The organism is Moorena sp. SIO4A5 (genome assembly GCF_010672005.1).
Lineage (GTDB): Bacteria > Cyanobacteriota > Cyanobacteriia > Cyanobacteriales > Coleofasciculaceae > Moorena.
The window spans coordinates 19,865-32,534 of record NZ_JAAHHZ010000003.1; the positions used below are offsets into that span (position 1 = coordinate 19,865).

12 protein-coding genes and 1 pseudogene are annotated in these 12,670 nt (G+C 41.6%); 5 read left to right on the forward strand and 8 right to left on the reverse strand.

What is annotated here, in order from left to right; genetic code table 11:
- Positions 1-1,097 precede the first annotated feature (1,097 nt).
- Positions 1,098-2,447, forward strand: a complete 1,350-nt coding sequence (locus tag F6K57_RS02420) for a hypothetical protein (protein ID WP_293064529.1) — start codon at positions 1,098-1,100, stop codon at positions 2,445-2,447.
- A gap of 1,193 nt (positions 2,448-3,640) precedes the next feature.
- On the opposite strand, the gene F6K57_RS02425 is transcribed toward F6K57_RS02420, so the two are convergent.
- Positions 3,641-3,841, reverse strand: coding sequence for a hypothetical protein (locus F6K57_RS02425; RefSeq protein ID WP_293028160.1), 201 nt, complete (start codon positions 3,839-3,841; stop codon positions 3,641-3,643).
- Positions 3,842-3,952: 111 nt separating this feature from the next.
- On the opposite strand from F6K57_RS02425, the gene F6K57_RS02430 reads away from it, so the two are divergent.
- A complete protein-coding gene (locus tag F6K57_RS02430) occupies positions 3,953-5,272 on the forward strand; it encodes an FG-GAP-like repeat-containing protein (protein ID WP_293028162.1) in 1,320 nt (439 codons plus the stop codon).
- A 583-nt stretch (positions 5,273-5,855) separates the two neighbouring features.
- Here the strand turns inward: F6K57_RS02430 and F6K57_RS02435 are convergent.
- Together F6K57_RS02435 and F6K57_RS41835 are read right to left on the reverse strand one after the other, a co-directional pair.
- Positions 5,856-6,029: pseudogene (locus F6K57_RS02435) on the reverse strand (FxLYD domain-containing protein); the annotation flags it as partial.
- 413 nt (positions 6,030-6,442) lie between these two features.
- Positions 6,443-6,688: a ferredoxin-thioredoxin reductase variable chain gene (locus tag F6K57_RS41835; protein WP_364301172.1), complete on the reverse strand. Its 246-nt coding sequence runs from the start codon at positions 6,686-6,688 to the stop codon at positions 6,443-6,445.
- Positions 6,689-6,739: 51 nt separating this feature from the next.
- Between F6K57_RS41835 and F6K57_RS02440 the strand changes: the two genes are divergently transcribed.
- Positions 6,740-7,231 carry a thioesterase family protein gene (locus F6K57_RS02440; protein WP_293028164.1) on the forward strand — a complete coding sequence of 164 codons (492 nt, stop codon included), beginning with the start codon at positions 6,740-6,742 and terminating at the stop codon, positions 7,229-7,231.
- 27 nt (positions 7,232-7,258) lie between these two features.
- Here the strand turns inward: F6K57_RS02440 and F6K57_RS02445 are convergent, their stop codons facing one another.
- From F6K57_RS02445 to F6K57_RS02455, 3 genes are all read right to left on the reverse strand, one after another.
- Positions 7,259-8,935: a hypothetical protein gene (locus tag F6K57_RS02445; RefSeq protein WP_293028166.1), complete on the reverse strand. Its 1,677-nt coding sequence runs from the start codon at positions 8,933-8,935 to the stop codon at positions 7,259-7,261.
- A gap of 158 nt (positions 8,936-9,093) precedes the next feature.
- Positions 9,094-9,741 (reverse strand): peptide-methionine (S)-S-oxide reductase MsrA, encoded by a 648-nt coding sequence (msrA, locus tag F6K57_RS02450; protein WP_293028168.1) that lies wholly within the window; start codon positions 9,739-9,741, stop codon positions 9,094-9,096.
- 163 nt (positions 9,742-9,904) lie between these two features.
- Positions 9,905-10,504, reverse strand: coding sequence for a thermonuclease family protein (locus F6K57_RS02455; RefSeq protein ID WP_293028170.1), 600 nt, complete (start codon positions 10,502-10,504; stop codon positions 9,905-9,907).
- A 12-nt stretch (positions 10,505-10,516) separates the two neighbouring features.
- Here F6K57_RS02455 and F6K57_RS02460 point away from each other — a divergent pair, with 12 nt between their 5' ends.
- Together F6K57_RS02460 and F6K57_RS02465 are read left to right on the forward strand one after the other, a co-directional pair.
- Positions 10,517-10,750, forward strand: coding sequence for a hypothetical protein (locus F6K57_RS02460; protein ID WP_293028172.1), 234 nt, complete (start codon positions 10,517-10,519; stop codon positions 10,748-10,750).
- A 91-nt stretch (positions 10,751-10,841) separates the two neighbouring features.
- Positions 10,842-11,573 (forward strand): pentapeptide repeat-containing protein, encoded by a 732-nt coding sequence (locus F6K57_RS02465; protein ID WP_293028174.1) that lies wholly within the window; start codon positions 10,842-10,844, stop codon positions 11,571-11,573.
- Between the two features lie 161 nt (positions 11,574-11,734).
- On the opposite strand, the gene F6K57_RS41840 is transcribed toward F6K57_RS02465, so the two are convergent.
- On the reverse strand, positions 11,735-12,268 hold the full coding sequence (locus F6K57_RS41840; protein ID WP_364300925.1) for a transporter substrate-binding domain-containing protein: 534 nt from the start codon (positions 12,266-12,268) through the stop codon (positions 11,735-11,737).
- A gap of 36 nt (positions 12,269-12,304) precedes the next feature.
- Positions 12,305-12,643 carry a hypothetical protein gene (locus F6K57_RS41845; protein WP_364300928.1) on the reverse strand — a complete coding sequence of 113 codons (339 nt, stop codon included), beginning with the start codon at positions 12,641-12,643 and terminating at the stop codon, positions 12,305-12,307.
- Positions 12,644-12,670: the final 27 nt, after the last annotated feature.

Here is a 12,670-nt window from a genome sequence, read left to right on the forward strand (position 1 = left end):
AATAGGTAATAGGTAATAGGTAATAGGTAATAGGTCAAACCCCGACCAGTTACCTATTACCCATTAGCCGTTACCAATGAGTAACTGTCTCGGTAATAGTGGATAGCCTAGATTTCAAGAGCAACAGATTTTTATTCCTATAAAAATTTTCATCATTGTTTCATTTAGCTCATTTCCACAGATGGTTTTTGGAGATTTCGTCCAATAAAGACCTAGCTGGCTAGGTTTTGAGATTTACTTTTGAACATTATTTATTGTACATTAGTGAATTTTTAAACTGATATTAAATACCCTTATGTTAACCTTTTCAGCTTTCCGTAACTCAGCATTATTCGAATGCTTACCTCTTTTATTCAAAAACACCTCAAGTAGCGTGCGTGGCACAGGCTTCGACGCTGGGAGGTAGCCCATTAGCTGATAGCTGATAGCTTACCCACTAACTGCTCTGAGGCACGGTAAAATTCCTCATTCATAATTATTAGCTGATTGATGTTATATAATAATTAGTTTTTGATCAGTACCAAGTAAGTAAAAATTTTATAAATTTTTATGAAATTTCCATGAAAATCCCTATTTTGATAGTGACATTTACGGATTTTTATGCCATTTATACTAATGGTAGGATTTTTTTTAAGTCAAAACGCAAAAAAAAATCTGAAGCCTAGAACCAAACTACTTTTTTGACTAGGTCATCTTTTAGGGATGAGATTTGATCAGGGAATGGTTAGCCAGTCAAACTCTAGAAAAGGCTTCAAAAAATTTATCCACTGGAACTGGATAAATTTGAGCAGGGCATCTTTGAACTATTAAAGGGGGTGTTTTCCCCTTATCCATATATCTAGAAACATGTATCTAGAAAGGTACTGTAGTCTAGATACATCGATAAGCATGATTAAATTTGCCCCAAAAGTTCACAGATAAAGTGCACAGACTCTTATCTCATCTCATCCTAGGGACATTGAGTAATGCCAGTTTAGTTACACATCCCGTGACTTACTAAGTTGGGATGGAATAATTAAAAATTTTTTGGTGCATTACGACGGAAAATAAAAGCCAACCACTGTAAACACAGATAACTTTTGGGAGAAAACTATCTTATGGTTCTGATTGAAGCTGAAAGCGATCGCGTAACGCTAATAAACTACCAGACAATTATTAAGAACGTTGCTTCAGGCGGTCAAGCTGTCCAGATATCAAACTTTAATGACCCGGTTGGAGAACCCGGTATACTTAGATTTGAATGGACAGCACAGGATGGACCGGCTGGTAAGTACGATATTAGTATTGCCTACTTTGACGAAGTGGATGGTAACTCTCCACTAACATTTAGCGTCAACGGACAGGAAGTTGGTACCTATGTTTATAATCTAAACTTACCTGGGATTACAGCTGAGCCAAGGAATTATGTCCCTTTAAGCGGTGCCAATTCCAGTGGCACACTAACTGCTCAGGCTAATCCAAATGCCATTTTTAAGGGCGTAGACCTTGTTCCAGGGGATGAAATAGAAATCTCGGTACTGGCAGATAGCAATAATCCTGAAATGAATTTCGAGCTAGGGCGACTTGATGCCATTGAAATTACCCCAGCTGAAATTACCCCAGCTGAAATTACCCCAGCTGAAGAGATTATCCCCAGTTTGGATCTGTTCTGGCATAATCCTGTCAGTGGACAAGTTGGTGTGTGGACTCTAAATCAACAGGGCACTAGCGTCGAGACCGCAGCGTTCATTACCGATCAAAGTGGTCAAGAGTTGTTGGTACCAGAGAACACTGGATTTGAAGCCCGTGGTGTTGTGGATTTAGGCGATGGTAACAGGAGTCCTCTGTGGCGTGATACGGTGAGCGGCGGTTTTGCTATTTGGAAGATGGAAGGCTCCGAGTTGCAGGAGGCAATAACTATTGACCCACCAGCAGATGGCCCAGGATCAAACCTTGAGTGGGAAATCCGTGGCACGGGAGATGTTAACGGTGGTGGTGGAGAAGAAATCTTCTGGTACAACACATCTACTGGAGAAATTGCTGTTTCGGAGATAGATGAAACCGGGTTTCAGAATGCTAGGTTTATTACGGATAGCAATAATCAGCATATGACCATATCACCTAATGATCCCTGGCAGTTAGTTGCGGCTGGAGACATGGATGGCGATGGTGACGCAGATGCTATCTGGCAAAATATGACTACCAAACAGTTTGCCTACTGGGAGCTTGATGGTCTTGATGGTACTGTTTACCAGGAGTCAGTGCTGATCAATTCCCGACCAGCAGACGGTGATTGGGAATTCCGTGGTGCCTATGACGCTAACAACGATGGTATTGATGATTTCTTCTTCCGTAATTCCATGACTGGAGACAATGGCATCTGGATGATCGAGAATAACTCAGTGAGTGATGATAATATTGTCGGGATCACTCCGGTCGAAGATACTAACTTCTCCTTCTACGTTTAGGATAGTCAGCAGCTAGCTTTACTGTTGTAATTAAAGTCAAGAAAAACCCACCCCTTGAGCGTAAGCAGAAGGGGTGGGCTGTTTGTTCACTTCAATCTGAGTCTAATATCTCCGAGTTTTAGGGCAAACGCATCTAATCGTCAGAAAAATTTTGATGATTCTTTGATTGAGCTGATTTCCATAGATGCTTTTTGGAGATTTCGTCAAGTCAAGACCTAGCTGGCTACATTTGAACATTATTTATTGTAAATTAGCTGAGGGGGTGACATGAGCCCTAAAAAGCTTAGTATATAAGGCTTTGATGCCAATGAGCTCAGGGAAGATACAGTCCCAAATTAACCCTCCTTTCATTTAATGGCAAGCTCAAACCCTTATAACATAGTCCAAGGTCGCGCCCAAAACAGAATGTATCTTTTAGGTGCGACCCGTGGCGAATTTAATTCGCCACGGGTCGCACCTCTGCATCGCTAAGTAACTTATGGGCTGAAATTATTACCCAGTAAGGATTTCAGCTTGCATGTCACCCCCCCAGGTAAATTAGTTAATTTTATTACTAATCTCAAATTTTGCACCACAGTAAATTGATTGGGGCAAAAACTTGTGTGCACACCTCAATGACTGAATGAAAGAGGGACTGAATGAAAAAGGTAATTCTTTAACCCGGATTTGGTATAACCCCTAACTGCTCTGAGGCAGGGGAAAATTACTCATTCATAATTCTTAGCTCACTGATGTTATATAATAATTAGTTTTTGCTTAGTACCAACTCAGTAAAAATTTAATAAATATTTATTAAATTTTAATTAAAATATCTAATTCCATAGTGACAATTACGGAATTTTATGGCATTTATACTAGTGGTAGGATTTTTTTTCAGTCAAAACGCCAAAAAAAAAATATGAAGCCTGGAACAAAACTAATTTTTTGACTAGGTCATCTCTTAGGGTTGGAATTTTATCAGGGTATCGTTAGCCAGTCAAAATCTAGAAAAGGCTTCAAAAAATTTATCCAGTTTCACTGGATAAATTTGAGCAGGGCATCTTTGAACTATTAAAGGGGGTGTTTTACCCTTATCGATATATCTAGAAATAGGTATCTAAAAACATGTATCTAGAAAGTTACTGTACCCTAGATACATCGATAAGCATGATTAAATTTTTCCCCAAAAGTTCACATATAAAGTGCACAGACTCTTATCTCATCTCATGGCAGGGACGTTGAGTAATTCCAGTGTCTTGATGCAGTCGCTCATGGGGGAAACCACGGCAGACCGCGAGTGGGGGAGACCCCCAAGACCGCACTGCCTCCCCAAGACCGTAATGGTGCGTTTGACCCGTAATTAAATTCGCCACGGGTCGCACCTCTGCATCGCTTTTGTAAGTGACACATCCCATAACTTAGTTAGTTGGGATGGAGTAATTAAAAATTTTTTGGTGCATCAGGACTGAAAAGAAAAGCCAACCAGTGTAAACACAGATAACTAACTTTTGGGAAAAAACTATCTTATGGTTCTGATTGAAGCAGAAGGCACTCGCGTTACGCGACAAAACTACGGCATAACCGGTTTCAACAATATTGATCTCGTTGCTTCAGGGGGTCGAGCCGTCGAGATCTCAAACTTTGATAACCCGCAAGGAGAACCCGGTGTGCTGACATTTACATGGACAGCACAGGATGGACCGGCTGGTAAGTATGATATTCGTATTGCCTACTTTGACGAAGAGGATGGGGAATCTCCACTGACATTTAGTGTTAATGGACAGGAAGTTGGTACATATGTTTTTAATCTAAACATACCTGCAAATACACCTGATCCAACAGCTGAGCCAAGGAATTATGTCCCTCTGAGGGGTGGCAATTCAAGCGGCACCCTAAGTGCTGAGGATAATCCAAATAAACCCCTTTTTCAAAACATAGACCTTGCTCCAGGGGATGAAATACAAATCTCGGTACTGGCAGATAGCAATAATCCTGAATTGAATTTCGAGCGAGGGCGAGTTGATGCCATTGAAATTACCCGAGCCCCCAGTGTGGATCTGTTCTGGCATAATCCTGTCAATGCACAAGTTGCTTTGTGGACTCTAAATGGCCAGGGCACTAGCGTTGAGACGACAGCGTTCATTACAGATCAAAGTGGTCAGGAGGTGTTGGTACCAGAGAACGCTGGATTTGAAGCCCGTGGTGTTATAGATTTAGGGGATGGTATCAGGAATCCTCTGTGGCGTAATAAGATGACTGGCGCTGTTGGGGTTTGGAACATGGAACGCTCCGAGTTCCAGGATGCAATAATTACTCAGGCACCAGCAGGTCAACCAGGATCAGACCTCAACTGGGAAATCCGTGGCACCGGAGATGTTAACCGTGATGGTGCAGAAGAAATTTTCTGGTACAACACATCCAGCGGAGAAATTGCTGTTTGGGAGATAGATCAAAACGGATTTCAGAATGCTACCTTTATTACGGATACCAATCTTAACAAGATAATAATATCACCTAATGATCCCTGGCAGTTAGTTGCGGCTGGAGACATGGATGACGATGGTGACGCAGATGCTATCTGGCAAAATATGAATACCCAACAGTTTGCCTACTGGGAGCTTGATGGTACTGTTTTCCAGGAGCCAGTGCTGATCGATGCCCGACCAGCAGACGGTCCTTGGGAATTCCGTGGTGCCTATGACGCTAACCGAGATGGTATTGATGATTTCTTCTTCCGTAATTCTGTCACTGGACAAAATGGCCTGTGGACGATCGAGAATGACTCACTTGGTCAGATTGTCGTTATCGATACGGTTCCAGATCTCAACTTCTCCTACTACGTCTAGGATAGTCAGCAGCTAGCTAATGGAACTTGCGTGTAAAAAAAATACCAATTAAAGTAGGGTGGGCAAAGTAATATAATTTAGAATAATCAAAAGAAACAAGCTGTTGTTGCCCACCCTACAAGCTAAAAACTGGTATTTTATTTTTTGGCTACTCTCTTACTATTGTAATTAAAGTCAAGAAAAACCCACCCCTTCTGCTTACGCTCAAGGGGTGGGTTGATTGTTCACTCAAATCTGAGTATAATATCTCCGACTGTTAATCACTTCGTAGTCAGGTAAATCGTTAATTGTTAGTTAATTGTTAGTTAATTTTTATAGCGGTTTGCGATTTTTTAAGTACATAGTTATGGGTTTTTCTGGAGCAGGGAACAGGGAGCAGGGAACAGGGAAAACAATCCTGTGTACCTGATAGTTATGCAAACCGCTATAGTTAATTGTTAGTTATTAATTTAAAACTTTCAATTTTCAATTTATTGATAACATTATTATGTGGGTTTCAGTGGTAATAATTCAGTTAAAGACCAAATACTTAGGTTCAGTTGCTCAGCAATTTGTGCCTCAAAAGCGTGAATTGATATCGAAATCATGGAGTCGGTTTACGATCCCAGTCAACGGATGTGGTTTTTAATTCCCGACCACCCCACATTTCCGTCTCGAAAGTAGCACTTTCTCCAGCACTGAGGTTAGGGGGATTGGTGTACATGGAGCTGGTGCCAATTACACTGCCGTCATCATCCAGAATTTCATAATTTACTCGGGTCGAGTAGACAGTGACTGATTACACCCAAAGATAGAACTACAGACGAGATCGCTACTTTACTACGAAACATGATCAGTCTCCTGGTTTGAACCTTGAAGTTTGTAATGTTAATACTGAGGTGTTTCGGTCATTGGCTGACTCGAATTCAACCTCTACTTACATTTCTGAAGCCCATCCAAGTTTTACGCAGTGGATTGTCTAATCTTTACAAAACTAAAAAAAAAGCTCTGGTCAGACTTGGCATAAAAAGCCGGAAAAGTGCCTAAAACGTAGGGTGCGTCAGTAATGCACCCTACTCGTAGCATCAGAAGAAACCATGGCGACCAATGAGCAGATACCCTGAATGGGACCGAGTGCGATCGCTTTCAGCAGGTGATCAGCTTGGTTAGCAAATCCTGACCAGGTTACTCCTAACCCTCCCAACACAGGGTTAATATCATGTCAGGTTGAATACCCATAATTAAGGAGAGGGTGGGACCCACCCCTAACCCCTCCCAGGAGGGGAATGTGGGGAGATTGGGAGATAGGGAGATAGGGAGATTTTTCTTAAGGGTAATTATCCCGACATGATATAAGGATAGGGTCTGATTACAATCAGTAGGATGATGGTAAACACTGATTGACTCTTTGACACGGACGCGATCGCCTACTTTGATCTGGCTATGGTTATAAAGTTAGTGAAATACCAGTAACGATTAAATTGATCCATGTCAGAAACACCCCAAACCTCAGCTCAAATAGAGCTGGGTAGTACCATGGAAAGCCATGAGCTAACCGCCACCACGGCAAAATGGTTTGACTATCCAGTGCGAGTCCATCCCCACCACACTGACTATGCTGGTATAGTCTGGCATGGTACCTACATTCGCTGGATGGAAGAAGCGAGGGTGGAGTACTTACGCTCGATGGGTATGGATTATAGTGATCTCGTCAGGCTAGGATGCGATTTACCAGTAGTAGAACTTTCTTTACGGTATCACCGGGCAATGCCAATGGGCACAGCAGTAGTTGTCAAGACAGGCATCGCCGAAATGAAAGGTGTCCGTATGAACTGGAATTATAAAATTCAATCCCATGATGGCAAAGAACTTTACGTAACCGGTCGTGTGATTCTAGTAGCCGTTGACCGAGAGCAGGGTAAGATTATGCGCAAGTTACCACCAGTGCTAAAGGATTTATTAGAGAAGCTTTCTAGTTGAGGCAATGGAACTGAGGTTATTTTATGGTTATTTAGCAATATCAGCATATTGCCACGCTTGTTGATATTGCTGTTGTATAGTTTCTGCTTCTGCTGTTTTTCCTTGTGCTTGCAAACTTTTTGCTAAACCATGTAATGACCAACCATTTTCGGGATAAATATCTAAATCATCACGAAAAGCTTGTTCTGCTTGCTCTGGCTGATTGCCTTGTAGCAGGATTGTGCCTAGCAAATTACGGGTAGGAGAATACCAATCTGGTGGTTCAGTATAAACCAGCTTATCTTCTAGAGCAATAGCATTTTTTAAGTGACTAGTTGCTGTCGTGTAATCTTGCTCAAGAGTAGCAATTGAACCGGTTAAGACTTCAACGGCAATTTTAAGAACACTAGCAGTAGAATTAAAACTCCAGATTTTCAATTCTTCTAAATCAGGATCAGCCATTAAAGCTTGTAATTTAGCTAATTCTTGATTAGCTTCTTCTTTCTTACCTTGAGACGTGAAAGCCATACCTCTAGCATAATGCCAAACACCCGTAGCATATTTCATATCAGTTGTTGGTGCAGGTGTTTCTAGGATTTTATCCCATTTTCCAAAGCGCACTTCTGTATAAAGTGGAACAACATAAAAATGTTGTATTATACCAGATAAACTTGGATTACCAATCAGACTTGAATCAACTGCTGCTGTTTGTTGTGCTGCTTCCATTGCTATTTCACTTTGTCCACTCATTACCGCTGCAAACCAGAGGAAATGGTAGTTATGAGGAACATAACCAATAGTATAAATACTTTGAGGATGGGGGGATGCCAGATAGTTACGATCCGCCATAACTGCTTTTTGATTAGCAATAACAGCATCTTGGTAACGTCCGACTCGAATATAGATGTGAGAGGGCATATGGACTAAATGTCCTGAAGCGGGAACGAGATTGCGGAGATTATCAGCAGCTTCTATGGCTAATTTGGGTTGTTCTTTCTCAGTGGCATGGATATAGAAGTGAGTAGCTCCCGGATGCTTAGGATTTCTTTCTAAAACTGATTCTAATGTTGCTAAAATTGGCTTGGCTTCTGGTTTGAGTTCCCCATTATCTTGCCAATAGTCCCAAGGCATGGTATCCATTAGGGATTCTGCGTATAGAGTTGCGACATCTAAATCATCAGGATAATCTTGAACAACCTGCTTCATTGCCTGAGCATAAGCTAGATCAAGGGAGGAACGATCTGCCATTGGTTGTTCCGAATAACGCTGTGCTAAAGCTTTAATATAAGCCTGTTCCTTTGGAGATGCCTTGTTACTTAGTGCGATCGCTTGTTGAATTGCTTGCCAAGCCTCTGATACTTGTTCATCTGCCATTGGTGCATTGATATTTGGTCCTTGAACATAAGCTAATCCCCAGTAGCACATGGCACAATTAGGATCTAGCCTACTTGCTTCTTTAAAAGCACGAGCAGCTTCAGCATGATTAAAAGCGTAGGCAAGAATTAAACCTTGATCAAAATACTTTTGAGCTAAGTCTGAGGTAGTGGAAATAGGGTAATGATAATTCCCAAGATTATCTATTAGTTCTACTCGTTCAATCTTTTCCTGGGCAGATGACGCTGAAACTGGAGGATTAAACAGGAAAGGGGATAGTAAATTAGGAATAATGATTAATCCTAAACCGACTATAAAACCTATAGTCAACGTTTTTAGCTTATGATTCATTTTGTTGTTCCTCATACAGTCCCCCATCCCTGTTGCATCAGTTAGCCTCAGAAAACTAAATTGCTGCATTTAGTCATTAGTCATTTGTCACCCACCAAAGTCTCTTGGTACTTACAAATGACCAATGACTAATTACTGTTAACCACAGCAGTGATGACTTATGAAATTGCAGGGCAATTCACATTTGTGCCACCTAAACCACAATACCCATTAGGATTTTTAGCCAGGTACTGCTGGTGATAGCCCTCTGCGTAATAAAACTCAGGAGCATCTATAATTTCTGTGGTAATATTACCATAACCGGCGACCTTCAGGGCTTGCTGAAAAGCGTTTTGTGAGGCTTCGGCTAGCTTCTTTTGGTCTTCAGAATAGGTATAAATTCCTGAACGGTACTGAGTACCAGTATCATTGCCTTGGCGCATGCCTTGGGTGGGATTGTGGCTTTCCCAGAAGACTTTCAAGAGTGCTTCGTAACTGATTACGTTTGGGTCAAATACCACCAGCACCACTTCATTGTGGCCGGTCATGCCTGTACAGACCTCTTGATAAGTAGGGTTAGGGGTAATTCCAGCAGCGTAACCTACTGCGGTAGTGAACACTCCCTCCTGTTGCCAGAATCGGCGTTCTGCTCCCCAAAAACATCCCATGCCAAACATCGCCATTTCCAATCCATCAGGGTAAGGGGGTTTGAGAGGATTGCCGTTGACGTAGTGACGCTCGGGTACTGGCATGAGTTCTGAGCGTCCCGGTAAGGCTTCCTCAGCAGTAGGCACAGTCAGCTTTTTCTTAAATCCGAAGAGTACCATTAGTTTTAAATTTTAGTTTTGATCAATGTCTGGACTTACTTAACATTTTGCAACATTTATGACCAAATTACTCCTTCGTTAGTGGTAACTACCAATAGACTGTTAAACAGCTATTGGCTAGCTACTAAGAACTAAAGACTCACAGGACTAAAAACTCTCCGACTCAGGAGGAGGAGGATTTAGTTTTTGCTAAACTACGATATTCCCAAGCTGGAACAAACTTAGGGTCTCGCCACAACCCTCGCCGATATCGTTTGGCATTGGCTTCAGCACTATCGACCATTTCCGCACTGGGGCAATCTTTCAGATAGGGGCGATATACCTGTGCTAGTCCTTCTTTAACTAGGACTTCCTGGACAAAGGTGCCATCGGTTAAGCGTACTTCACTGACGCTGCGCCCATAGCGGTCAGTATCAGTAACGGTCAAAACCACCTGATTATCGCTTTGTTTAACCAGTTCCTGAAGTCGCTCCTTGGCTTTATTTCCCCATTTGAATTGACTTTTGTCTACCAATTTGCGGCTTTGCTTCTCTTTTTTGGAATGGGCAATTTCTGGAGCGTCGATACAGGCAAACCGAACTTTGACATCCTTGCCAAACCTGTCAGCGACGAGAATGGTATCCCCGTCAGATACCCGTTTGACAGTGTAATTCCCGATTCCTAACTGGTCTAGAAGGGCGGCACATCCGAAGAGACTCAGGATTAGGACAGAGGCTACTATCCATTTGAAAATGTTTTGGATTAGTTGGCGAGTTGGATTCATGGTCAATTACTGTTGACGAGTGTACAATTTAGCTCAAAAACTCTACTTGTGTCCTATTCCCTGGTGCGACGTTCCGATCAATACTACTGTCACATCGAAATTACTGTATACTATTATATCAATCCGAAGTCAAACCTCAGAGAAATCCGTGTTACTCTGGATAACCTCTTCGCCATCTTGCGAGACTTCTCTATTTTTCCATACTTCCATTGGTTACATCCGTTAACCATCCGTTGCTCCAACTGACTACTCTCACAACTCCGACAGGGATGGCTATAGATTTGACTCTGTATTAATTGATGTTATCAAGATTCAACCCTAACTACTCAATATGATTATGGTGCTTAAAACGATAACTCTAGTGTCTTCAACTCTAGTTTATTCTCTGTTATTTCTCGGTTGTCTAGGGTTGCCAGTTCAAGCCCAATCGAACACTTTTTCCAATTGCGTTCTAGGCAATGACTTAAGTGGTCGTGATTTGAGCTTTGGTAATTTTAGTAACTGTAATTGGAGAAGTATTAATTTAAGAGGGGCTAATTTATCAGGGGCTTATCTAAATAGTATTCTACTGAACCCTAAACTTCAATCTTACCAACGACGGGCGACCGAAGAAGTAAGTTCTGATCTGACCAATGCGAATCTCCAGGGAGCAGATTTAACTCTCGCTAATTTACAACGAGCCATCCTGACAAATGCTAATTTAGTAGCTGCTCGTTTATTTGATGCTGACTTAACATCGGCTACATTGGAAAATGCTAAATTAGATAAGGTTTTTGCTCCTGTGGTTCTCTTATATGAGGCTAATTTAAAAGGAGCCACATTAAGTTTAGGGGATTTAACCGGTGCGAGCCTGGCTAGCTCTGATTTAAGTAATAGCTATTTGTATAGAACCAAATTAAGCTATGCTGACTTACAAAATGCTAATCTAAGTGGGGCTAATTTAACAGAGGCTAATTTAACAGAGGCTAACTTAACGGGGGCTAATTTAACTGGGGCTAATTTGACTGGGGCTAATTTGTGTAATGCGACTATGCCAGATGGTACAGTATCTCAGCAAGGTTGTCTGTAATTTAGTCGTAAGCATATGCGCTACTTGAGGTGCTACTTGAGGTGCCGTCAGCTAAAAGCTCACGCTACTTGAGGTGCTATCAGGCAAAGATATTTGGCCACGCTACGCGAAGGCTGACCGCTGACCGCTGACGACTGAATGCTTAGCTAATGGCTTACATTTTACTTATCAATACAATACTCTAGATTTAATAAAACATAGGGAAACAAATTTGTAAACCATCCCCCCCAAATTTCTTTAGCTTTTTCCCCTTCAATCAAGGAGTTGACAATACGTTGCCATTGCGGATCATGCTTAGGGAGAATCATGCCATAGAAATCACAGGTCAGTGGCTGAGCTGGAGATAAGGTGTACTGGGATGAGGAGAGTCCTTGTCTGGCTACTTCTCCAATTAATAAAATGCCATCGCTGGCAAAGGCATCAATATCCCTATTGACTAATGCTTTGACTCCTTGAGACCTACCTATGTCTCCAGGAAAAACTATTTTTTGAGCATTAGGATAGGTTTGGTCAATAAATCTTTCTGTGAGGCTACTAGGAAGTACTCCAATTTTTAAACTGTCAAGGCTTTCGTAACGATTGAAGACTCTCGGTTGTTTAGAATCGACTAAAAAGTGTGTGCCAGTAATAAAAAATGGTGTTGAAAATTTTATTCCATCAATCTCACTCCTAATCGTATTAGGGCCACACTCCAAATGTACAGCTTCATCTCGGACAATAGCAAAGCGATTTTATAAGGTTGATTGAATGGCAACAACGTCTAGTTCTATGGGTTTATTGAGTTGTTGTGCAACTTTGTCTTTTAAGGAATTGAGTAGGTCAAAGCAATACCCTTTCCACTCTCCGTTGGCATCAATGTAGCCGAAAGGAGCAGCATCTTTTCTAATACCAACTTTTATGGTGCCAGTTCGTTTAATTTGGTCTAAAACCGTTTCTGAACGCTTCGGTATTGGCTCAATGGCAAGTTGTGGTATGATACTTTCGGGAGCTTCACTGCCAAAGGATTCCTCTAGTTGTTCTGGAGTTAAAGATTTGACTAAATGTAACTCTAGAGAATTCTCAGAGAGCAATTTGGCATAGGTAACACTAAGGTAAGG

What these genes read in the sequence shown, in the direction of transcription:
- F6K57_RS02455 (WP_293028170.1), bottom strand. Translation starts at nt 10,504, where the DNA reads ATGAATCCAACTCGCCAACTAATCCAAAACATTTTCAAATGGATAGTA.
- F6K57_RS02440 (WP_293028164.1), top strand. Translation starts at nt 6,740, where the DNA reads ATGTCAGAAACACCCCAAACCTCAGCTCAAATAGAGCTGGGTAGTACC.
- F6K57_RS02465 (WP_293028174.1), top strand. Translation starts at nt 10,842, where the DNA reads ATGGTGCTTAAAACGATAACTCTAGTGTCTTCAACTCTAGTTTATTCT.
- F6K57_RS02430 (WP_293028162.1), top strand. Translation starts at nt 3,953, where the DNA reads ATGGTTCTGATTGAAGCAGAAGGCACTCGCGTTACGCGACAAAACTAC.
- F6K57_RS02420 (WP_293064529.1), top strand. Translation starts at nt 1,098, where the DNA reads ATGGTTCTGATTGAAGCTGAAAGCGATCGCGTAACGCTAATAAACTAC.
- msrA (WP_293028168.1), bottom strand. Translation starts at nt 9,741, where the DNA reads ATGGTACTCTTCGGATTTAAGAAAAAGCTGACTGTGCCTACTGCTGAG.
- F6K57_RS02425 (WP_293028160.1), bottom strand. Translation starts at nt 3,841, where the DNA reads ATGGGATGTGTCACTTACAAAAGCGATGCAGAGGTGCGACCCGTGGCG.
- F6K57_RS02445 (WP_293028166.1), bottom strand. Translation starts at nt 8,935, where the DNA reads ATGAATCATAAGCTAAAAACGTTGACTATAGGTTTTATAGTCGGTTTA.